The 18515-nt window shown below is 56.9% G+C and carries 26 protein-coding genes; 6 read left to right on the forward strand and 20 right to left on the reverse strand.

The genetic code is table 11. From position 1 onward, the window contains the following. Nucleotide 1: 1 nt before the first annotated feature. From IF654_RS15850 to IF654_RS15940, 19 genes are all read right to left on the reverse strand, one after another. A complete protein-coding gene (locus tag IF654_RS15850; protein WP_230683715.1) occupies nucleotides 2-235 on the reverse strand; it encodes a hypothetical protein in 234 nt (77 codons plus the stop codon). Nucleotides 236-277: 42 nt separating this feature from the next. After that, on the reverse strand, nucleotides 278-871 hold the full coding sequence (locus tag IF654_RS15855) for a phage baseplate assembly protein V (RefSeq protein ID WP_194862248.1): 594 nt from the start codon (nucleotides 869-871) through the stop codon (nucleotides 278-280). Beyond that, a complete protein-coding gene (locus IF654_RS15860; RefSeq protein ID WP_047295262.1) occupies nucleotides 868-1353 on the reverse strand; it encodes a hypothetical protein in 486 nt (161 codons plus the stop codon). The genes IF654_RS15855 and IF654_RS15860 overlap by 4 nt, the downstream gene beginning before the upstream one ends. A gap of 19 nt (nucleotides 1354-1372) precedes the next feature. Further along, nucleotides 1373-1753, reverse strand: a complete 381-nt coding sequence (locus tag IF654_RS15865) for a head-tail joining protein (RefSeq protein WP_047295264.1) — start codon at nucleotides 1751-1753, stop codon at nucleotides 1373-1375. Then, on the reverse strand, nucleotides 1753-2067 hold the full coding sequence (locus IF654_RS15870; RefSeq protein ID WP_047295266.1) for a capsid cement protein: 315 nt from the start codon (nucleotides 2065-2067) through the stop codon (nucleotides 1753-1755). The genes IF654_RS15865 and IF654_RS15870 overlap by 1 nt, the downstream gene beginning before the upstream one ends. A gap of 69 nt (nucleotides 2068-2136) precedes the next feature. Continuing rightward, nucleotides 2137-4176 carry a ClpP-like prohead protease/major capsid protein fusion protein gene (locus IF654_RS15875; RefSeq protein ID WP_230683716.1) on the reverse strand — a complete coding sequence of 680 codons (2040 nt, stop codon included), beginning with the start codon at nucleotides 4174-4176 and terminating at the stop codon, nucleotides 2137-2139. Then, a complete protein-coding gene (locus IF654_RS15880) occupies nucleotides 4124-5647 on the reverse strand; it encodes a phage portal protein (RefSeq protein WP_047295267.1) in 1524 nt (507 codons plus the stop codon). Before IF654_RS15880 ends, IF654_RS15875 begins: the two co-directional genes overlap by 53 nt. Nucleotides 5648-5652: 5 nt before the next feature. Next, the gene (locus IF654_RS15885; RefSeq protein WP_047295269.1) at nucleotides 5653-5868 is read right to left on the reverse strand and encodes a hypothetical protein; all 216 of its coding nucleotides are present in this window, start codon (nucleotides 5866-5868) and stop codon (nucleotides 5653-5655) included. Continuing rightward, complete coding sequence (locus IF654_RS15890; RefSeq protein ID WP_047295271.1) at nucleotides 5859-7880, reverse strand: phage terminase large subunit family protein; 2022 nt, start codon at nucleotides 7878-7880, stop codon at nucleotides 5859-5861. The genes IF654_RS15885 and IF654_RS15890 overlap by 10 nt, the downstream gene beginning before the upstream one ends. Beyond that, nucleotides 7843-8397 (reverse strand): terminase small subunit, encoded by a 555-nt coding sequence (locus IF654_RS15895; protein WP_080960185.1) that lies wholly within the window; start codon nucleotides 8395-8397, stop codon nucleotides 7843-7845. The genes IF654_RS15890 and IF654_RS15895 overlap by 38 nt, the downstream gene beginning before the upstream one ends. Before the next feature lie 104 nt (nucleotides 8398-8501). After that, nucleotides 8502-9239: a hypothetical protein gene (locus IF654_RS15900; protein WP_194862247.1), complete on the reverse strand. Its 738-nt coding sequence runs from the start codon at nucleotides 9237-9239 to the stop codon at nucleotides 8502-8504. Nucleotides 9240-9254: 15 nt separating this feature from the next. Next, nucleotides 9255-9578, reverse strand: coding sequence for a phage holin family protein (locus IF654_RS15905; protein ID WP_047295275.1), 324 nt, complete (start codon nucleotides 9576-9578; stop codon nucleotides 9255-9257). 219 nt (nucleotides 9579-9797) lie between these two features. Then, a complete protein-coding gene (locus IF654_RS15910) occupies nucleotides 9798-10361 on the reverse strand; it encodes a hypothetical protein (RefSeq protein WP_194862246.1) in 564 nt (187 codons plus the stop codon). Beyond that, the gene (locus IF654_RS15915) at nucleotides 10361-10564 is read right to left on the reverse strand and encodes a hypothetical protein (RefSeq protein ID WP_095009982.1); all 204 of its coding nucleotides are present in this window, start codon (nucleotides 10562-10564) and stop codon (nucleotides 10361-10363) included. Before IF654_RS15915 ends, IF654_RS15910 begins: the two co-directional genes overlap by 1 nt. A gap of 2 nt (nucleotides 10565-10566) precedes the next feature. Beyond that, nucleotides 10567-11862 carry a tyrosine-type recombinase/integrase gene (locus IF654_RS15920; protein ID WP_194862245.1) on the reverse strand — a complete coding sequence of 432 codons (1296 nt, stop codon included), beginning with the start codon at nucleotides 11860-11862 and terminating at the stop codon, nucleotides 10567-10569. Continuing rightward, entirely contained in the window at nucleotides 11859-12068 is a 210-nt protein-coding gene (locus IF654_RS15925) for a hypothetical protein (RefSeq protein WP_194862244.1), read from the reverse strand. The genes IF654_RS15920 and IF654_RS15925 overlap by 4 nt, the downstream gene beginning before the upstream one ends. Further along, on the reverse strand, nucleotides 12061-12756 hold the full coding sequence (locus IF654_RS15930) for a replication protein P (RefSeq protein ID WP_194862243.1): 696 nt from the start codon (nucleotides 12754-12756) through the stop codon (nucleotides 12061-12063). Before IF654_RS15930 ends, IF654_RS15925 begins: the two co-directional genes overlap by 8 nt. After that, nucleotides 12753-13526, reverse strand: coding sequence for a DnaT-like ssDNA-binding domain-containing protein (locus tag IF654_RS15935; protein WP_194862242.1), 774 nt, complete (start codon nucleotides 13524-13526; stop codon nucleotides 12753-12755). Before IF654_RS15935 ends, IF654_RS15930 begins: the two co-directional genes overlap by 4 nt. 254 nt (nucleotides 13527-13780) lie before the next feature. Beyond that, the gene (locus IF654_RS15940) at nucleotides 13781-14026 is read right to left on the reverse strand and encodes a Cro/CI family transcriptional regulator (RefSeq protein ID WP_418889546.1); all 246 of its coding nucleotides are present in this window, start codon (nucleotides 14024-14026) and stop codon (nucleotides 13781-13783) included. A gap of 83 nt (nucleotides 14027-14109) precedes the next feature. On the opposite strand from IF654_RS15940, the gene IF654_RS15945 reads away from it, so the two are divergent. The 6 genes from IF654_RS15945 (at nucleotide 14110) to IF654_RS15970 (ending at nucleotide 17876) form a co-directional block, all read left to right on the forward strand. Next, nucleotides 14110-14880, forward strand: coding sequence for an XRE family transcriptional regulator (locus IF654_RS15945; protein WP_194862241.1), 771 nt, complete (start codon nucleotides 14110-14112; stop codon nucleotides 14878-14880). A 27-nt stretch (nucleotides 14881-14907) separates the two neighbouring features. Continuing rightward, nucleotides 14908-15381, forward strand: coding sequence for a hypothetical protein (locus IF654_RS15950; protein ID WP_230683717.1), 474 nt, complete (start codon nucleotides 14908-14910; stop codon nucleotides 15379-15381). Next, nucleotides 15335-16006, forward strand: a complete 672-nt coding sequence (locus IF654_RS15955; RefSeq protein ID WP_194862240.1) for a BRCT domain-containing protein — start codon at nucleotides 15335-15337, stop codon at nucleotides 16004-16006. Before IF654_RS15950 ends, IF654_RS15955 begins: the two co-directional genes overlap by 47 nt. Nucleotides 16007-16321: 315 nt before the next feature. Next, a complete protein-coding gene (locus IF654_RS15960) occupies nucleotides 16322-16705 on the forward strand; it encodes a helix-turn-helix domain-containing protein (protein WP_194862239.1) in 384 nt (127 codons plus the stop codon). 394 nt (nucleotides 16706-17099) lie between these two features. Further along, nucleotides 17100-17447: a hypothetical protein gene (locus tag IF654_RS15965; RefSeq protein WP_047276659.1), complete on the forward strand. Its 348-nt coding sequence runs from the start codon at nucleotides 17100-17102 to the stop codon at nucleotides 17445-17447. Nucleotides 17448-17525: 78 nt separating this feature from the next. Next, nucleotides 17526-17876: a hypothetical protein gene (locus tag IF654_RS15970; RefSeq protein WP_194862238.1), complete on the forward strand. Its 351-nt coding sequence runs from the start codon at nucleotides 17526-17528 to the stop codon at nucleotides 17874-17876. Here IF654_RS15970 and IF654_RS15975 read toward each other — a convergent pair. After that, on the reverse strand, nucleotides 17836-18381 hold the full coding sequence (locus IF654_RS15975; protein WP_194862237.1) for a hypothetical protein: 546 nt from the start codon (nucleotides 18379-18381) through the stop codon (nucleotides 17836-17838). The genes IF654_RS15970 and IF654_RS15975 overlap by 41 nt on opposite strands. Nucleotides 18382-18515 lie beyond the last annotated feature (134 nt).

Genomic DNA, 18515 nt, shown 5'->3' on the forward strand with positions numbered 1-18515 from the left:
CTTACTCCGTCAGGCGTTCAAAATCCGGGTGGGTGTTGAGGTACTGAAACTGCTGATCGTCGACCGCCGTGGCACGGCCTTTGGCGACCGCAAGCGTGGCGCCGCCGGGCAGGATCAGGGTGCGGGAGGTGTAGACCTTGTCGCGGAACGCACGAACCGGTTCCGTGACAGGGGTGGTTTTTTGCAGGACCAAGGCACCCGGCTCGGTGACTTTGTCGTCAGATGTTTTGCTCATGGTGTTCTCCAGGTAATAAAAACCTCGCCGTAGCGAGGTTGGTTAAGACGGTGTGCCCGTTATTCCCGCACCGGGTGTTACGCCTTTATGGGTGTGCGTCGATCCGACATTCAGCCCGTTGTGGGTCAAGATCGATCCTTTGATCACCACGTCGCCGTTCAGGGTTATTTTCCCGGTCAGGTTGATCGCTTCGGCCTTGCCAGTAATGGCGCTGTCCGTGACCACCGCCGAACTGCTACCGACCGCAATGGTCACGGTGCCGCTGGGCAAGGTGATGCTGTAGCTTTTGGCCTGCCAGTCGTAGACCAGCGAGCCGCCATCATCAAACCGCCACACCTCGACGTGGTCGCGGTTGTCCGGGGGTGCGCCTGCATCGCCGTACAAGCCCGGTACAAAGGTCCCCATGCCTGCCTGTCCGCTGGGATTAAACAGCACGCCCTGCTCACCTAAACTCGGCGCGCGCCAGTGCCGGGCCTTGCCCGCGGCCACGCTGTGCCAGCGCACCCAGGCGCTGGTCCAGTCGCCGGTGGATACGCGGCAGGCGGGTGGCGACGCTGCCAAGTCCACCGCGACCACGTAGCAGGGGATCAACAGGGCCGCGATCATGCGGTCGTGTTCAGCACTGGCGTAGCTCATGGCAGCCCCTCGGGGGCGACGTGGTCTTCATCGTTGACGCTGATCAGCAAGGTGCCCGGTGGCTCATCAGGCCATGGCCACGAAAACTCACCAAAGTGAACAACTTGCATCCACTCGACAACCCATACGCAGAATTGCGCCAATTCGGGGGTGGACCCATCTGGCTGCACCTGAATATGTTCAGGAGACTCGACAAAATCCAACCCCCAATACTGCCCGTGCAAAACCGTCGCCACGCGGCCAGCCAAAATCGCTGCTTGAAGAGGTGCTCGCTTGCGAGTGGCATCAACAAGCACAACAGCTTGGAAACGACAATTCAGGGTTATTTTTCCCGTACCTGTATCATCCACTTCCCCCATCCCCGTTACCGCGAACACGAGGGCAGGCTCGCCCATTTCCTTGTTCAGCTCGGGGTAAGGCTCGACATGCTTAAAGGCGGGGATACGCTCACGAAAGGTCGCCTCAATGGCTTCGTGCAGCATTGTCAGCTCACTGACGGCCTCACTTGATATCGTCGGATCGCTCACTGTCTGCCCCCAAAATCAGATCAACCATGCCCGCACCGTCCGGCTCGGGCCTGACCATCTTGTAACGCCCGCCGCCATCAACATCAGGCAGGTCAATGGTAATGAATGCCCCGCGTTTGACCTTGGCCGCATCGACCGAGCGCACGGTAAACGTGGGCTCCTTGATCTGCTCGGCATTGATCGATGCGCCAAGGCGAAAGCCGCTCGCCTTGGCGCCGATCTGCGCACCAATAAATGGCGACACAAACGCGCCGCGAATCGTCGTGCCATCTTCCAGCGTGGCCTGATCGCCCAGGCGCTCGATCAAAACGCGATCCATCCGCGCCGCTCGCTCGCGAAAGCGATCAGCCGCCATCAGGGAATCAACAACGCGGTGGCCACGTTACTGACCATGTCGCTGGTCAGCTTGCCGAACGGCACTGAATCAGCGGTCGCCGGAGCTACCAGCACACCTGCTTTGACGCTGACTTTCTGGCCCTTTTTAAGCGCACCATCAGCCTTTACACGCCACTCGCCACTGATATGCCCCACCAACTTGTCACCTTCCAGACCGCCAGTGACCGGAATCAACACCAGATCATTGATGGTCACCGGAACACCGGCATCGGCGCCGCCAGCCGGGGCAATAAAGTCTTGGGTCTCGCCACTGCTTACAAAATTCTTGGCCATAGCCAATTTCTCCTGCCTTAAGAAACAACAAGCCCCGCACAGGGCGGGGCTCAGGGGTAACAGCGCGGCTTAGGCGCCGTTCGACTTGTTGAGGCCGCGAGAGTCCAGCGGCGCGACACCGGCATCGATTCGCACCTTGGAGATAACACCGTCATTGGTGAAGCCTTGTTGCTGCTCCAGGTATGGCAGCTCAACACCGTCAAGGTAGGCCACCTCAATGGTGTCGCTACCTTTCTTGGCCGCCAGATACCAGGCGGTCGACGAATTATCATCAAGACGCGGCTCAGCGATCACTTCGGCAAAGTTGCGGATCGGGTTGTCGATACCGGCATTGGTTTCAGCACCAGGCACCGAGGCCGAACGGATCAACTGCTTGGCCTTGTCTTCCAGCGCCACCGGCACCAGTACGAAGCCCGGCCGGATGTTGAGGGTTCGAGCCTTGCCGCCTTCGGTCTGGTTCTTCTGCAGTGCCATCGCGGTCTTGGCTTTGCTTAGCGACTCGATCGACAACGCCGAACCGGCGCCGGTGAACAGGTTTTTGCGCGAAGCATCGAACAGCTTCTTGTCGTCGCTCAAATTCTGGTTATTGATCAGGGTGTCATACACCAGATCGCCAATGGTGCCGCGTGCCGCCTCACCCATGCGTTTCGGGATGGTGGTCAGTTGGTCCAGGTCATCGTTGAGGATCGCCTGACGGGTGATCGAGAACAATTCACCGTAGGTGGCCAAGCGGATGGTTTCGCCACGGTCGCCGGTGGTGATGTACTTGTACTCGGCACCCGGGCGCACTTCACGCAGAGTTGGGAATTCGCCCATGCCCACACGCTTGGCGGTTTTAAAGTCGCTCAGCCGGCCGGTCTTGGTCCAGAGGTGGAAGGTTTCTTCCGCTTCATTCCAGCCCTGCAGCACCGACGCGGCGGCAATGTCGACGAGGATGTTGCCGAAGTCGCTGGTGTCATGGGTAAACGCCATGCCCACCATCTGCATCGGGGCCAGGGTCGCCACCAGAATGCCGCGATCCTGCAGCGAAGCACGGGCCAGCTCGCGCAGGCTCATGTAGTTGTAAGAGTTATCCTTCTGGATTTCGCCCTGACCAGTACGGCTTACCAACGACGCACGCACCGAGTCACCGACCAGATTGCCGTTGGAGGTGTGCCCGGGGTGACGCGGAGTTGGCCCACCCGTAGGGGTGGTGTCTTTGCCCAAAGCCACCAGTAGCTGCTCACGGGCCTTTTCGACGTTGCATTCCATGTCGGTCAGGCAGGTATTGAGCAGTTCGGCATGGGCCACATTGAAACCACCGAACGCGGCTGTAATCGCGGTACGGCGCTCGGTCTCGGCCTGCACTACCTGAGCGCGAATTTGCTCAGGAGTCAGAACCGATCCCGCTGGAGCAGGCGCAGGGGTTGGAGCAGGCGCCGGGGGAGTGGTCGAGCCGCGCGGCTCCCACAGTTTTTTAAATGCTTCGGGCATGTTGGTGAACTCCTGCATGCGATTAGAGTTGATATGGGCGGCGGCCTTGATTGGTTCAATGACGGTGTCTGCGAATCCGGCCACGACCGCTTCTGTTCCGTTCATCCACGTCTCATCTTTCAACAAGGCGTGAATTTCATCGGCGGTTTTCCCGGTCTTGGCCACATAGGCCATGACCAGTGAGTCTTCGACCTTGTCCAGCAGATCGGCATAACGGCGCAGATCCTCGGCATCGCCACCCTGAATGCCCCACGGTTTGTGGACCATGATCATGGCGTTTTCGGGCATGCTGATCGTGTCGCAGGCCATCAGGATCACGCTGCCCATCGACGCGGCCAGACCATCCACAAACCCCTCGATACGCGCTGGATGCGCCTTGAGCAGGTTGTACATGGCCATGCCTTCAAACACGTCACCGCCGGGGGAGTGGATGTGCAGATTGATCTGTGACACGTCACCGAGGGCTTTCAAGTCGCGAGCAAACTGGTTGGCCGTAATGCCCCAGGCACCAATGTCACCGTAAAGCATCAGGTCCACGACGCCCCGGGCCTTGGCTCGCAGCGTGTACCAGCTCTCCCCGGCGCTACTTGTCGCCCCCCTCGGGGTCATCGTCATCCGGTTTTTTTTCCGTTTCATTCGCTTTGTTTTTCCCGTAGTACAGGTGGTAGGCATCGGAGCTGAACACCAGCCCTTGCGCCCGGTTGGTTTCAATCTCTGCCTTGCGGGTGCGTTTCAATTCCTGAGGGTTGCGCTGACGAGCCCGGGCCACTTCGGCCTCATCGGCAAAACCCGCCTCAACAAGGATTTTCCAGGCATTGGCCTCATGCACCGGGTTGATCCAGGGCATGACCGGCCCCTGATAGATCGCGCCATAAATCGTGCTGGGGTCGACGGTCTTGGGCACCACCAACACCCCGCTGGTGATCGCGATGCGCAACCACTCGCGGTACACACGCCGACACCAGTAGTCGATAAACTCGTGCTGCAGCAGGTCATAACCCAATTGCCCTTCCACCAGTTCCTGACGCTGTGCCGAGTAGGTGCCGTCATAACTGCGGGCCACACTGGAGTAAGTGCCCCGGGTGCCCGCTGCCACTGCCTTGAGCTGGCCATTGCGGAACCCCTCAAGAAACGGGTTGGGCCGGTTGCTTTCGATCATGCCCACGTCTTCACCCGGCAACAGGGTGTCGACCACGACACCGGGGGCCAGCGGAAACGTCCGCTCGGGTGCCTTGGTCTGGCTGGGCACAAAGTCGTCTGGCGTGCCCTTCTTGATGTACATCGCCAGAGCTGCGCTGATGCGTGCGGCCACCCGCTCGCTTTCCTCGTAATCCTTGATATCCGCCAGCCGGATAATCACGGCATGCAGCAAGGGCTGGCCACGGTTCTGGCCAATCCGTTTGCGGTACGCGATATGGATCATGCGATCAGCCGGGACACTCTTGGTGTCGAGGGTCATGCCATAACCCAAGCCATCGCCCGGGTGTTGCTTGAGCAAGTGATAGGCCTTGACCCGTCGCCAACCGTTACGCTCGATGCCTTGGGAAATACCCTTGGCCAAGTCCGTGTAACCCCACGGCAGGTAGTCCGGTTCCAGCAGTTCAAGGGCAAACGGCACATCATGCAGGTGGTCATAATTAGCCACCCGACCGATCAGCATCTGGGCCAGCCCCTCACCGTCGCGCAACCAGGTACGACACATAAGGCGTTCCATCTGTGGTCGCGACAACTCGCCGGAGGTCTCCGGCGACAACGACCACTCGGACCACTGCGCCTTGATCGCGGCGGCAAATTCCAGATCAACGTCACCGGCATAGGTAAGCGGGATCGGCTCGACTGAAATACCGGAGCCTCCCACCACGCGCTCTTCCAGCCGATCAAACAGGCCGGTAACAATGTCGTGATCCTCGTCCAGCTTGCGGCACTGCTCACGCAGCGACACGGCCGACTTCTGCAGGGACTTGTCAGCACTTTTCGACTGCTTTTTTGCCTTATGCGTGCGAGTAATATCCGACGCCTCAAACGCCTGTATCACATTGCGGGCCCGCAAGCGCTCGGCCACGGCCCCGGGAAATACCGGGGCCAAAATCCGGTCGAGCAAGTTCATACGACTCAATCAAATACCGCGAGGGAATACCCCGGGCGGCCCCCTGCAAGTGCTGTTTGCTGCGAGGCCAGACGGCGCTCCCACTCAAGTCGGCCCGCACGGATTTGAGGCAAGTCGGCCATCACCTGCTTGCGGCCGTTGAAAGTGATTTCCTTGCCGTCCAGCACGGCCACCTCGGCCTCCAGATAGCGGTCAATCATGGTTTGCGGATCTAGAGCCATGCGCCTCGTCCTGTGTCGACCCAGCCGCCAACAGATGCAGGCTCAGCTGGGGGTTGGTGGGTCGCCGGTTCCGGCTCAGCCGGGGCGGATAGTTCGGCCGGCTCGTCCATCGGCTCGGCTTGTGGCCGCTCAATGACTTGAGGCAGCCCCTTTGAAAGCTCGTCAAGGTCCAGACCAAAACGCTGCTGGCTGATACGCAGCGCCGCGACGGCGTACACGTAACAGTCCAGCGCCTCGTTGCGCCGTTTGCTGGCATCCCAGCGGAATACCCGGCGCCCCCTGACCACGACCCACTTTTTGCTTTCCGAGGTGAGCTGTTTCAGCTCAGCCTCATCGCAGATGTTGTCGTCGGCAGGGAAATGCACGCAGCCAGGAACCGGCTGATCGCCGTCTGGCTGGATTTTGAGGCGGTTGTAAATCAGCTCTTTGGCGTTGTCGGTGCCTACCTCGGTAAGGTAGGTCTTGCTCTTCTTTTCTTTCTTGCGCGGGAAGTTGGCAATAGGCTTGCCGTAGACGCTTGCGCCGAAAATCGGAATGACCCAATGCACGCCATGTTTGCGGCTTTCCAGCCGCACTTCGTCCGAATAGTGGCCGCCGGAGTCCCAGCACCATCGCTCGACGCCCATCACCTGACCATCGGCCCGGGTGAACTGGCGGTGCAGCTCCACGCCCACCTTTTTGCGCAGCACCTGACTGGCCGGGTCGCCGTACAGAATGAATCGGTAAACCAGCCAACTTTCCTCACCGGCGCCGAACCCCCAGACGCGGCCCTCGTAGCGGTCATCTTGCGAGTCGATGGAACCGAACAGCGCCACGGCGCGGCCCGGCACCTGCGCACCATAATTCTCGCGACGGTCGCGCAACTGTTCCCAGTCGACCTTTTCCGTCTGGTCTTCTTCCCAGACTTCGCCCAGCGTCGTGTTTACAAAGGTCTTGAGCTTGCCCAAGTCCTTGCCGACCTCGATCCGCTCGGCCGCAATATCCACCCAGGTGGTGAACGTCGAATAAATCGTCCAGATATGAAACGTGACCGAGCGCGGCGTGGGGATCGGCTGATCATCCGCACCGAACCATTCCATGCCGTTGCGCGTCCAGATGCCGGTGCGCTCGCAGATGTAGCGCCCGAACTGGGACGCCTCGACCATCTCGTGATACTCGAAGGTGCCACCTTGGCAGTGCTCGCACAGATACCAGGCGCTCTCGACTTCGCCCAATTCGTTGGTGCGCCACTTGAGCCCGTAAGGCTCGTCCTTGCCGCCCCACTTCAGGTGTTGCTCACCTCCGCAGCACGGTGGCTTGATATGGAATCGCAGGTAGTGCGGCGATTTCTCGGCCGCCCGGCTGATCTGGCATTGCCCGGCAATGCCCAGCGTTGAGCCGCGTATGGATTTCTTGTAGGTCGCGCCCTCAAGGCGCTTGTCCCCCAAAGAGGTGGGCGAGCCCTCCCCCTCAATGTCGTGGTCGAACTTCGACAGCTCGTCGTAGATCACCTCGTCCGGGCTTTTCTCCCGGTAGTTGCGCGCGGCCTTACCGCCAAGGCACCACAGCATCTTCTGATTATCGAAGCGCTTGGCGTCTTGTGTGTTGTCGCTGTGCTTGCGGCCGAACCACGGTGCCAGGGCCAGCAACACCGGAACGTCGCGGATCATCGTGTCGACGTGCCGTTTCATCAGCTCATCAGCGTCGGGATCGGTCGGGCAGTAGCTCAACACGTTGCGTTTCTTGTGTTGAATCTTGTAGCCGATGTTGGCCATCAGCATCTTGGTGTAACCCACGCGGGCCGACTTGTGCAGGTTGAACACCCGAATCAGGTCATTGCCCATCGCGTTGAGGATCGCCACTTGAAACGCGGCCGTCACCCAGCGGCCTTGTTGGTAGGAGGACTCCGACGACAGATAGAAATGCGTGTCGGCCCACTCCACCGCTGTCAGTGGCGGCTCTTTGTACAGTGCATTGAGTCCCCGTCGAACGGCGTCAGCCAACGCCCTCATCCAGGGTGGCGATGTAGTCATCCAAAATCTCCGGTATGGCTTCGGATAACCCAGCAGCCTCGTTACGCGTAACGGCAATCTCGCGCTCAAGCGCCTCCAAATGCCGAATGGCAATGTCGGGGTGCTTGCGCTTCAAACTCTTGGGAATGGTGTCCAGTGTTGAGCCCAACATGGCGGACAAACGACCGAGGGCAAAAACCATAAAACCGACCGGGACCAAGTCTTTATCCTGAACCTTGTTTTTCCGCTCTTGTGCATCTGCCTGAGCACCAGTCAAACGCAGTCGCTCCTGCAACAGGCGGTACTCAATGAGTGGGTCGAGGTTTTCGCCATCAGGTCCGGTGGGTTGTTGCTTCACACCTTGGTGCTTAAGTCGGTTATCGAGAACGGAGCGCACGTCATAGAACGACTCTCGACCGACTTTCGCGACGGCATCAACGCCCCATTTGTCAAAGGCTTGAACGGAAATCCCCAAGCTTTCGGCCATGCGAGTTTTGTTTAGCCAGAACGGCTGTCGTGTGATTGATGTATTGGCCATAACTAAACAACAACCAACCTCTGAAAATTCTCGTACATAACGTAAGAGCGGGGCCCGAATTACCCCCATGCCCCCACCCCCTCAGGAGGACCCATTGCTACGCATCAGGGACGAGCAGTTGCCAGGGTTTGAGCCAAAGCATCGTTGAACTCCTGAGTTCTATGGGCTCTAGCGATATTTTCCGCGATCTTGAAGAACGGGAAGATGGTGCGATATGCAGGAGCGCCATCGCTGAAGACAAATACCGGTCGAACAGCGGCACCCCACTTGGTATTCATGCGCTCCCACACACCGGACTCATCACCCACTACACCACCGAAGTAGCGCCTGTTGCCCTTAGCCATGCTGCGCTTACTATTCGTAGCATTTGCCTTGAAGCCACTGGTTGTTTCAGCGGCGCCCAAGCCAGACAAGACCTTGGTCATCGTGCCCCGGGATACGTTGCCGTACTGATTGAGAAACGACTTTGAGGGCAATGCATACTGGCCTGACTTCATGATGCCCTGGGCTATCAGAGACTTCTCAAACCGCTTATGTGGTCGCACTCCGCCAAAAACTGCCTGTTGTAAATACGTATCGGCTGGTATCCCTGAAGTCCAAGAATCCTTGAAATACACTCGCGCGGGTTTTGCCTTGGTCGCAGCTTTTAAAAACAAACTGTTCAACGTGGTCGGGGTCGGCCTATCGAGACGCTTGCGCATCACAGCCAACTCGCCTTTTTTGATCCGCTGGGCCAAGCGAGTGGCCGTTAAGACGAGTGCAAACGGGATATGACGACGCTGCATCTCAATCGCTGATTTAGTCAGTTGGCCATCATCGACTCCGATTTCGAGCTTGAACATGCGGTCCTCTCCACGTTAAGAATTACGAGTGTCGATACCAGCTTTCTTCGCCAAGAACTGGGTATAGAGACCACCTGCTACATCGGCACCAATCACCGCAATGACAATGCCCAAGCCTGCGGCCAGGTACAGATTGCTCCATACTGCCAGCGCGAGCAGCAGCGTTGCCATGCCCAGCAGACCTGATGCAAGAAAGCGCAGAGCAACACGTTGCAGAATCTGCCGAAGCCCCAGGTCAGTGCCTGAAGCTCGCAACATTTCCCCGGACAAACCGGCCATGCTCAACAAAACCAATAGCCATAGGGGCACATCGGCGAGAGCCTGATGCTCAGTGTTCATCTGCGGTCCTCAATAAATCCGGCCTCCATGACTCTGTCATCCGCTTGGAGCAAAGAGACAGGCATGGGACCGAAAACGAAAAAGCCCCGGCAAATGCCAGGGCTCAGTGAACTGTAGAAAGCAAAAAGCCCCGCTCAATGGCAGGGCTTTTACTGGTCGATCCTCATAACGCGCAAAATCGACATGATGGGGTTAATTTACGGCGAGTCGGCGAATCAGTCAAGCGGCATCAATAAAGATTTCCTCTACGTCAAATATCTCGGTGGCATGGATAACAGCCCCTTCTTCAAGTGCCTCCAGACGCTTACCAATACCAGCCCTCCAGTCTCTCCGAGTGCGCTCAGGCGATGCTTCAAGATCCCAAGTGTTCATGTCATAGAACTCGGCAGGCAGCACGATCATGTCTGTTGAGCGCTTACCAGACTGAACGCCCTTAAGCTTCGGAATGGCCCAGGCAGTCACAGCTTTATAGATGAATAGCTGCGGTGCTGGTGAGGCAATCCGGCTGATTAACCGCCCTATTGCCGCGACCTTGTTGGCCTTGTGCGTCGAGTACTTCGCCACCAGCACATCCCAGTGGGCCGAGGTCAATTCACGGTGCAGCAGCGCATACAGGCAGCAGTCATAGTCGAACTTGTCCCGCACCGAAATGCCAGCGCCCTGCCCACCTGAGCGCAGTTCGGCATCAATCAGTTTCTGCCAGCTTTGCTTGGTTGAGTTGTCGATGTTGTCTGCAGCAAGCACACGTACCAGGGTGCCCATTACGTCTTTATAAAGCCCCATCACTTAGCCTCCAGCAACTGCTTGTGAAGCGCAAAAATGTTGTCGCCATCTGAACAATGAGCGGTGTCCTTGATTCTGTGCTTCTCACCACTCTTCATTCGTACCTCAAGCACCGCGTAGCCGTTCGAAGTACCGACGCTCATTGAGCTGACATCATCAGGATTCACGGCGAGGCGTGTGCGCTTCTCAAGCAAAATCATCATTTTTAATCCTCGCCTATGGTTGATTTCTGAATGGTGATGCATGCCACGCCGTTAGCGGCCTCCAGCGTATTACCGGATTCTTTGAATCTAACGCCTGTCTGCCCGTGGATCAGGTTCAAACCCTTCCGATCTAGATGCGCGTGCCACTTCTCCAGCGCGTCACGCTTGCGGTTCATCACGTCCGACTGGATGTACACCTTCACGTTGTGGCCCATCGCGTGGTTGATCAGCAGCTCACCGATCAGATGGTCGATGCCGAGAACTGCCCAGCCCGTGCGAGCCAACTTGCGCAGGTCGTGACTGGTCCACTCACCCTTTCCCAACCGGGTGAACACAGCACTGGCCTGCCCTTCGCTCAGCGCCTTGCCATTGCGCGCCGGGAACAGGTACTGGCCGTCATAGCCGCGGGCGATTTGATTTTCTCGGTACTGGATCAACAGATTGCGGACTTGCTCAGTCAGCGGCAGGTGATGTTCAACACCGGTTTTGGTGTGCTCAGCCGGAATGAACCACTCACCCTCTGCCAGACTGATATGCGACCAGCGCGCTTGCCTGGTCTCACCAATGCGCGTGCCGTGGCACAGCATCATCAGGGCCAGCATGGCGTCAGCCGGGTCGCTACCCATCACCTGCTTCAACTCACCGAGCAAGTCCTGCAACTGCACGCCGCGCAACCGAGACGGCTTGATGCTCACCTTGGCCTTGGAGAAGTCCTTGAACTTGATGCCCGCCATCGGATTGGACGTGATCAGGCCCAGCGCCAACGCTTGCCGGAACGCCAGAGCCAGCAACTGGAACGCCAGACGCACGTAATCGATTGAAAGGGTTTCTTGCAGTGGCCACATCAGCAGCTTGTCGAGCGCCGCCTTGTTGACCTCAACCAACGGCAAATCACCCAGGCGCGGCAGCAGATGGCACTTCATGGCTGAGGCGCCGGTATTCTTTCGCTTGGCCGACAGATTGCGGTCACGGGCCATGCGATCGGCATACCAGGTGAGCAGTTCACCCGTGGTCGCCCACTGCGAAATAGCCGAGCCAGCATCAGCCGAAACCCGCAGGCGCACAGAGGGCAACGCAGCCAGCACCTGCTTGGCGCTCAAGTCCGGGAACGCGCCGATACGGTGCCAACGGCGTTTATTGACCAAGTACCAGGAGCCTCGGGTGCGGTTCTTGCCATACCGAAAATGCAACGCAGGATGGCCGGCATCACGCAAATCCCGCACGTGCTCAAGCTTGGCATTGCGCCCAATCTCCGCATCGGACAGTTTCACGGTCAGGGTTTTTATTTTGGTGTTCACAGGGCACCTTCCGGTTGAGGCTGCCGGTCGACAACCTCGTAAGTGGTTGGCCACATCAGGCGGCCAAAGGTGTGGGCCACGCTTTCATGCTCAAACAAGGCTACGGCGCGGTCAGGGCCAGCACTCAAATCCAGCTTGTGAGCGCAGCAGTGAACGGCCCAGCGATAAGCACTCGGTTCCACCGGGGCCAGATTTGGGTTAGGCATGTGCTGCACCTCCCGAACGCATGGCTCGCAATGCCGCCAACGCGTTGTTGCCAACCTCAGGGGCGCTGCGCTCGATAGTGCGCGGAGGCAAGGCCAGCGGCATTTTCTGCAACGGCAGACCTGCCAGCACACGGCGCACAGTGATCGTGTAATTGCGCTCAAACAGTTTGATGCTCAGGTCATTAGCAAGACGGTTGAGATTTTCAAACCCGCACTCCTTGGCCGTATGCCACACCGCGTCATGGGACCATTGCGCTTGTCCTGCCATAGACGGGTGCGCGTTGCGGCAAGCCTCGCGGTGAGCAGCGACCAGCTTCGGCAGTCCCAGCATTTCCGCCGTTGGCGTGCACCAATCGATAAATACTCCCACGTTGGGCACAAAGTCCTTGGCAGCCTGACGCGCTCGCATCAGTCCAAACCGCAGTTGTTCAGTACTGCAAATGCCCGCTTCGAGGAACCCCTGCATCCACTGCTGCTTAGCGGCTTTGTAGGTCGCCATGTCCGGCCACGCCTGCTTCCACGCAGGAAAGATTGAGCGCAGTTCGCGAAAAAGACCGTTGATGACCTTGGCCGTCGCTTCGGAAACTCCCGCGGCAGGCCGGACGTTTTCTCTTTCACCGGCAGCAATGAACTGGCCGGTTTGTACCTTGGCCCACAGGCCGGTGGCAGTGACTGAAACGTGTTTCATAGGGTGGCCTCCTGAGTCAGCCAGTCAGTGGTTTCGTCTTCGAAGTTTTGATCTGTGCGCGATTGCACCGGGAAGCGGCTGACGTTGGAGCCTGCTGACTTGACCTGATCACGCTGCACCCACTTGACCAACATGCTTACCCACTCAGCCTGGGTGTTAACCACACCCTTCGGCTCGTAGTGACACGTGAACAGGGCAATCACTGCCGGGGTGAACAGATCGACTGAAAGACCGATGTGCATGGCGTAGGTTTTCAGCGCTTGGGGATCAGGCAACCAATCCAGAGTCATGGCGGTTACTTCACGAGCGTCGAACGTCTCGTGCGCGTTGGGTGGGTTTTCTCCCTTATATATCCCTTCCCTTCCGGGGGTGAGGTCTCGTCTAGGCTCATGCGAGTCCTCGGCGAGTGCTCGTCGAGCGTCCTCCGAGTCAGCGTCGACAGTCAGTCGATATGTAGGGTGTTTGATGGTTGGCCGGTCGATCTTCTGATGCTTCCAGCCGTTGACGTGCAGGTACTCTTTGCCCGACACCTCGTAGAGGTCGATAAGCCCATTCGTGGATAGCTCGACGAGCAGCTCGCCTACCTTCGCCGAGGTAATGTCGTCACCGGGAAATACCAGAGCCTTAAGCGTTTTGGCTGACATTGGGTGGTTGCCCGCGTCGTCGCAGAAATTCCAGACACCAATGAACAACAGGCGCGCCAAAGGGCTGCATTCCATCACTTGTTCACTGGTCCAAAACTCGGGTTTGATGGTTCGTATACGGGCCATTACACGGCCTCCTGTGCGGTAGTCGTGGCGAGTAATGGTGCAAGGCGATGTATCACGTCAGCGGTGTTGCGCGATGAACAAATGGTGCACATAATGGCCCCCGTAATATGTTGTGAAGAAGCCGGTCTAGCCACCGGCTTTTTTTTGCCTGCGATTTGGTAACTGGATGGATTTACAGCTAATCCGAGGTGCTGTTGAGTGGGTTCGGAAGGATTGATAATTGCTAGGCACGCCAAGCTGGCCCTCTTGATTTCTCAAACGGCGACAGCTTCAGGTGGTTGGTTTTTTGTTGGACTCTGCGAAGGGAATGAACGCACCTCCTCCGCCGTGTACGAGCCATCTGCGTGCTTGGTGACGTATACGTCCCGGCCACGGCGTATAGCTTTGCTGAGCGCGCCTTGAGTCATTTTGAGTAAGGCTGCCGCCTCACATTGCCCAAGCTCCTGAGCAAAATGAGTGATGTGGGTTCTTTTCACAGGAGTTCTCTCCATGGTTTTCATGGCGAGATATTACCTATGGCATTTTTAAATGTAAATGCCAATGGCATTTGATGCTTTATTACCGATGGGCATAGGATTCGGCCATGAGCAAAAAGCCGCTACCCCCCGAAAAGAAAGAAGAGTGCCAGCGTCTCAAGGCCATCTTTAACGCGAAGAAAAATGAGCTTGGTTTAACCCAAGAGAAGCTTGCTCATGCTTTGGAAATGAACCAGAGCTCCGTAAGCCATTACCTGAACGGTATTAACCCGCTCAATGCTGCAGTGGCCGCAAGCTTTGCGAAAATTCTTGGCGTAGATGTCTCCGCATTCAGTGAGCGCCTTGCCGAAGAAATGACCAAAATCGCCCAGGCTATCGGTGCGCAGACTGCCAAAGAAGAAAACGTAATCACTGTCGACTTCATCAGAAAGCCCGACAGCGAGGGGTACGTGACCATCCCCCGGCTCGATGTCTCTGCGTCTATGGGCCGAGGCATAACAGCGCCAGACGGACACATTGATGTGATACGTGACATTACTGTGCATTTGGACTGGCTCGCACGCCGGGGAGTCCACTACTCAAAACTCGAGAATCTGGCGATCATCACTGGCGACGGCGACAGCATGGAAGGCACTTTCAGCGATGGTGCATCCCTTTTGATTGATCGCGGCATTACTGAAATCAAAACAGACGCCATTTATGTTTTCACACTCGACGGTGATCTTTTTATCAAGCGCTTGCAGCGAATCACCGGCAAGTCCTTGTCAATGATTTCTGACAATCCGATCTACCGCCCGATTGATCTAAATGGCGAACAACTGGAGCGCATGTACGTCCATGCTCGCGTCCTACTGGCTTGGGATGTGAAGAAGCTCTAACAAAAAATCTGCAGGATGGACCCTTGAATGACCCAGATTGAATCAATTCAGACAAACCGACTAATTCAGCGATCCTATGCAGAGCCAGTAAGGTCTAACCTGAGCTGGCACGAGACTTGGGAAGGTCCAGATTCTGGACTGATAAAAACCTGGGAAATTGGTCGAAAGCTTGCCATTCAGAACCCTAACTTGGCTTCGAAAACACTGGCCGGAGAGCTCCCTCCTCTGAACTGGAAAGGTGGGAGCGATCGAACTCTGGTTAAGCGCGAAAAGTTCGGCTCCTTGCGCTATCTAGCTCAGTGGCAGGGGCTCCGCGGGGAAGACTTGAGCATCAACCTGGACGCAGACGTAACTATCAAATGTGTAAAAACTCATATGATCGTGACCTTCACTCCAGACCTTCGCAAAATCTTGAATGATTCCGAGAATAACAACATTGAAGAAGGAGCTTTAAATGGTGGACTTGTATCAGGAGTTTCAGAACAGTCGCTTTTTCAATGAGGACCGCATTGATAGGCGCTCTGCCGACGCCCTTGTAGGTCTGGCAGCTGGAATTGTTTCGGACGGTGTAGTCAACTTGAAAGAGGCCATTTTTCTTGAAGACTGGATTGCTAAAAATCTTCTGCATTTAGAAGACCCTGTCGTCAACATCCTCTATCGCCGCCTATCAAACATGCTTTCCGATGGAATTCTGGATGCCGAAGAGTCGAGAGAGCTTTTGGCAATGCTGCAAAATTTCTCAGGCCTGAGCCTTTGCCAAGGAAAAGCCGTGAAAAGAGCCAACGAAAATAACTTTACCGCCCCGAACGACCTCCCTTTCAACATGCCCATTCCAGAAATAGTTTGGCAAGAACGTCTGTTCGTCTTCACGGGTGTTATGGCCTACGGGCCGCGCAAGGACTGCCAGGCGCTTATTGAGGAACGTGGAGGGCTGATTGGTAGCGGGATCAATAAAAAAACTCACTACTTGGTGGTAGGAAGTGTTGGGAATGATCAATGGCGCCATAGCAGTTATGGCTTAAAAATCATGAGAGCCGTTGAGCTGCGCGAATCAGGGAGCCCGGTAGCAATCATTGGTGAACATGCTTGGCAAGAAGCGCTTTTCGGACAGCCGACTAACGGCTAGCGTCAAGCGTTGCACCTGAAAGCCTTTATCCGGCCCAGATAGAAACCCGCCAAGTGCGGGTTTTTTCATGCCCATCGAAAATATTATTACCATTGGCATTTACAATTAATATTGCCATTGGTATTGTTTGTTCCATCGCCGGAGCAAACCGGCAACAAGCCGGAGACTCACCGGCTACCACGGCCAGGGGGAAACCTGACCCCAGCCCCCTCACGGGGACCGACTGGCTCAGCAATGAGAGCTCTTTAAAAACGGACACTTTCACTGATGCACCTGGCTAACCGGGTGCATTGGGAAAACAACCGAGTACACATCATGGAATCGACAATCGTAGACGGCGCATGGAAAGGCCACCTCGGCCGTGGCCTTGCGCCGCGTGAGCTGCAATTTGTTCTGTCGGTCGCACAAGGGCTCACCGCCAAAGAGATCGCCCGGGTATTCGGCATTGCGCCGGGCACCGTGGTTAAGCGACTGGCCAACGCCATGTTCAAGCTTGGCGTTCACCGCCAAGGCGCGCTGGTCGCCGAAGCCATGCGCCGCCAGATCATCACCCCGTTGTGCCTGCTGCTGGCTGGCCTGATCGCCATGCACACCGCCACAGATGACCAATTGGCCCGCCGTGATCGCAGGCCATCGGAACGCCGCAGCGCTGAAATGCGTTTAGTGCGCCGCGCCGAAGCTGTCGAGCTGATTGGCTAAACCGCATCAACCAACGCTACGACAGCCTTTCGAAGACTGCCCGAGCGCCTGGCCCCACATCCCCAGGCCGCATCGGTCTGTACTCCGACTTTACAACCTGAATACAGACCGATGCGGAAGCCAACCCAGCAGACGCTGGACACCTGCATCACACCGCTGCCGCGCTACCGCCCGCAGTGCACACCTGAACGGAGGATTTGCAGCCATGGGCAATTAACACGATTTACACGCTTCGCTCTTACATACGGCGGCGTTTGTAGAGCAGCTCACAGCCCGGTTTCGACCGGGCTTTTCAATCCTGCGGTTATTCGTCAGCACTCCCCTGCGCGCCCACCGGCATATATGCCAGGCCCCGAGTGCTGACGAATACCCGTAACCCTGTCGAGGATCGACCATGCACCCAACCTTCTCCCAGCGCCGCGCCATTCTCGAAGGGTTGCGCGAACGCACACGCCAAGCCACTGCCGACTTCTACCAGAAGCCAAACGTCATCGCCCCGCCATTGGCTCCGCGCTTCATCGTCAAGCCGACTGGCAGCAACACCTTTGAAGTGATCGAGCGCGCCACGGGCAAGATCATCACGGAGCGCTTCGGCCACAACAATGCGACCGCTCATGCTCGCGAGTTGGAAGCCAAGAAAGATCAGTTCGATGTGAAACAGTTCGGCCGTTTCCTGCGGGACTGGGCACTGCGCATCAGCCTGACGCTGACGGTGTTCGCATTCTTCGGCAGCCACGTGTGAGACGTATAGCCCGCATCCAGCAACGCAAACGTCAAACATGGTTGGCATTGCCAGCTAGCGGAATAGAAGAGGTAGGCCATGGCCAAAACGGTACAGGAACGGTCGGCCAAGGCTGCCAAGAAGCGCGTGGAAAATGCCGAAGAAGAATTGAGGCTCAGGGTTCGCCCTGGCACCCGACAGGCACTGGCCGACCTGATGCAGTGGTCAGGCATTTCTGAGCAGGGCGAGGCGATGACGCTGATGATTCATCACCTGCATGCGCTGGGTTCCGCCAATTGCCAGCCGCTGCTAAATCCGCCGCGCCACGTTTTCGAACCTACAGAAAAGGTGGCGCGGGAATTCCGCAATAAAAGCCTTCTCGCCATCCAGAAAGACCCGGGCGACGAGATTATTCCACCAGCCTTCGAAGATTCAATGCTGCGCCGTTGATCAGTAATCTGGTTGCGATTAAAGACTCGTAGGCGGCATGAGCAGCTTGAGCATCAATCAGATTGTGCGCTAGTTCCATCTGCTGCGCTGAGTACTCCAGCATGCTGCGAATCTGTAGGACGTATTCAACCATTTTCGCATCCGGAAGATTGAGTATGTCCACTGCCATGAAGGATCTCTCCATGCTTCTAACCCGCTCCAAATGCATCGGGCTTCTATTGTTTGGCGATGCATTCATATAGAGATGATTCACTTCAACGCCTGCGACTTCCGCCATCTTAACTAGAGCAGCCAAGGCGACTTTTTTCTTATTCTTTTCTGCCAACGCATCACGACGAAATTGAGAGTTGGCAATGAAGATAGCTGCGCCAACCCCAGTCAGAGAAGCAGCTGCTTGCACCCAATCCCCACCTTTGAGTTCCATGCCGTAGTACTTGCAAATGCCAACTACCATCCAAAGCAGTGACGTTCCGAGCAATGCAATCCAAACGCTCAGCAACGTCATACCTGCTAGTAGTGCTCCACGCTCCTTTAGCTTCACCGGCTTACCCTTCTTTGACTAAGGCTGCCATCAAATACCACTCGTACTAAAATTGCCACCACCGGTCACGGAGGGCGGCGCTTGACTGGAGATAATTC

The organism is Pseudomonas lundensis, assembly GCF_015377145.2.
Lineage (GTDB): Bacteria > Pseudomonadota > Gammaproteobacteria > Pseudomonadales > Pseudomonadaceae > Aquipseudomonas > Aquipseudomonas lundensis.

Bases quoted from the DNA above. Each gene is read 5' to 3' on its own strand.
- IF654_RS15850 (WP_230683715.1), bottom strand. From the start codon at position 235: ATGAGCAAAACATCTGACGACAAAGTCACCGAGCCGGGTGCCTTGGTC.
- IF654_RS15855 (WP_194862248.1), bottom strand. From the start codon at position 871: ATGAGCTACGCCAGTGCTGAACACGACCGCATGATCGCGGCCCTGTTG.
- IF654_RS15860 (WP_047295262.1), bottom strand. From the start codon at position 1,353: ATGCTGCACGAAGCCATTGAGGCGACCTTTCGTGAGCGTATCCCCGCC.
- IF654_RS15865 (WP_047295264.1), bottom strand. From the start codon at position 1,753: ATGGCGGCTGATCGCTTTCGCGAGCGAGCGGCGCGGATGGATCGCGTT.
- IF654_RS15870 (WP_047295266.1), bottom strand. From the start codon at position 2,067: ATGGCCAAGAATTTTGTAAGCAGTGGCGAGACCCAAGACTTTATTGCC.
- IF654_RS15875 (WP_230683716.1), bottom strand. From the start codon at position 4,176: ATGAAACGGAAAAAAAACCGGATGACGATGACCCCGAGGGGGGCGACA.
- IF654_RS15880 (WP_047295267.1), bottom strand. From the start codon at position 5,647: ATGAACTTGCTCGACCGGATTTTGGCCCCGGTATTTCCCGGGGCCGTG.
- IF654_RS15885 (WP_047295269.1), bottom strand. From the start codon at position 5,868: ATGGCTCTAGATCCGCAAACCATGATTGACCGCTATCTGGAGGCCGAG.
- IF654_RS15890 (WP_047295271.1), bottom strand. From the start codon at position 7,880: ATGACTACATCGCCACCCTGGATGAGGGCGTTGGCTGACGCCGTTCGA.
- IF654_RS15895 (WP_080960185.1), bottom strand. From the start codon at position 8,397: ATGGCCAATACATCAATCACACGACAGCCGTTCTGGCTAAACAAAACT.
- IF654_RS15900 (WP_194862247.1), bottom strand. From the start codon at position 9,239: ATGTTCAAGCTCGAAATCGGAGTCGATGATGGCCAACTGACTAAATCA.
- IF654_RS15905 (WP_047295275.1), bottom strand. From the start codon at position 9,578: ATGAACACTGAGCATCAGGCTCTCGCCGATGTGCCCCTATGGCTATTG.
- IF654_RS15910 (WP_194862246.1), bottom strand. From the start codon at position 10,361: ATGGGGCTTTATAAAGACGTAATGGGCACCCTGGTACGTGTGCTTGCT.
- IF654_RS15915 (WP_095009982.1), bottom strand. From the start codon at position 10,564: ATGATGATTTTGCTTGAGAAGCGCACACGCCTCGCCGTGAATCCTGAT.
- IF654_RS15925 (WP_194862244.1), bottom strand. From the start codon at position 12,068: ATGCCTAACCCAAATCTGGCCCCGGTGGAACCGAGTGCTTATCGCTGG.
- IF654_RS15930 (WP_194862243.1), bottom strand. From the start codon at position 12,756: ATGAAACACGTTTCAGTCACTGCCACCGGCCTGTGGGCCAAGGTACAA.
- IF654_RS15935 (WP_194862242.1), bottom strand. From the start codon at position 13,526: ATGGCCCGTATACGAACCATCAAACCCGAGTTTTGGACCAGTGAACAA.
- IF654_RS15940 (WP_418889546.1), bottom strand. From the start codon at position 14,026: ATGAAAACCATGGAGAGAACTCCTGTGAAAAGAACCCACATCACTCAT.
- IF654_RS15945 (WP_194862241.1), top strand. From the start codon at position 14,110: ATGAGCAAAAAGCCGCTACCCCCCGAAAAGAAAGAAGAGTGCCAGCGT.
- IF654_RS15950 (WP_230683717.1), top strand. From the start codon at position 14,908: ATGACCCAGATTGAATCAATTCAGACAAACCGACTAATTCAGCGATCC.
- IF654_RS15955 (WP_194862240.1), top strand. From the start codon at position 15,335: ATGGTGGACTTGTATCAGGAGTTTCAGAACAGTCGCTTTTTCAATGAG.
- IF654_RS15960 (WP_194862239.1), top strand. From the start codon at position 16,322: ATGGAATCGACAATCGTAGACGGCGCATGGAAAGGCCACCTCGGCCGT.
- IF654_RS15965 (WP_047276659.1), top strand. From the start codon at position 17,100: ATGCACCCAACCTTCTCCCAGCGCCGCGCCATTCTCGAAGGGTTGCGC.
- IF654_RS15970 (WP_194862238.1), top strand. From the start codon at position 17,526: ATGGCCAAAACGGTACAGGAACGGTCGGCCAAGGCTGCCAAGAAGCGC.
- IF654_RS15975 (WP_194862237.1), bottom strand. From the start codon at position 18,381: ATGACGTTGCTGAGCGTTTGGATTGCATTGCTCGGAACGTCACTGCTT.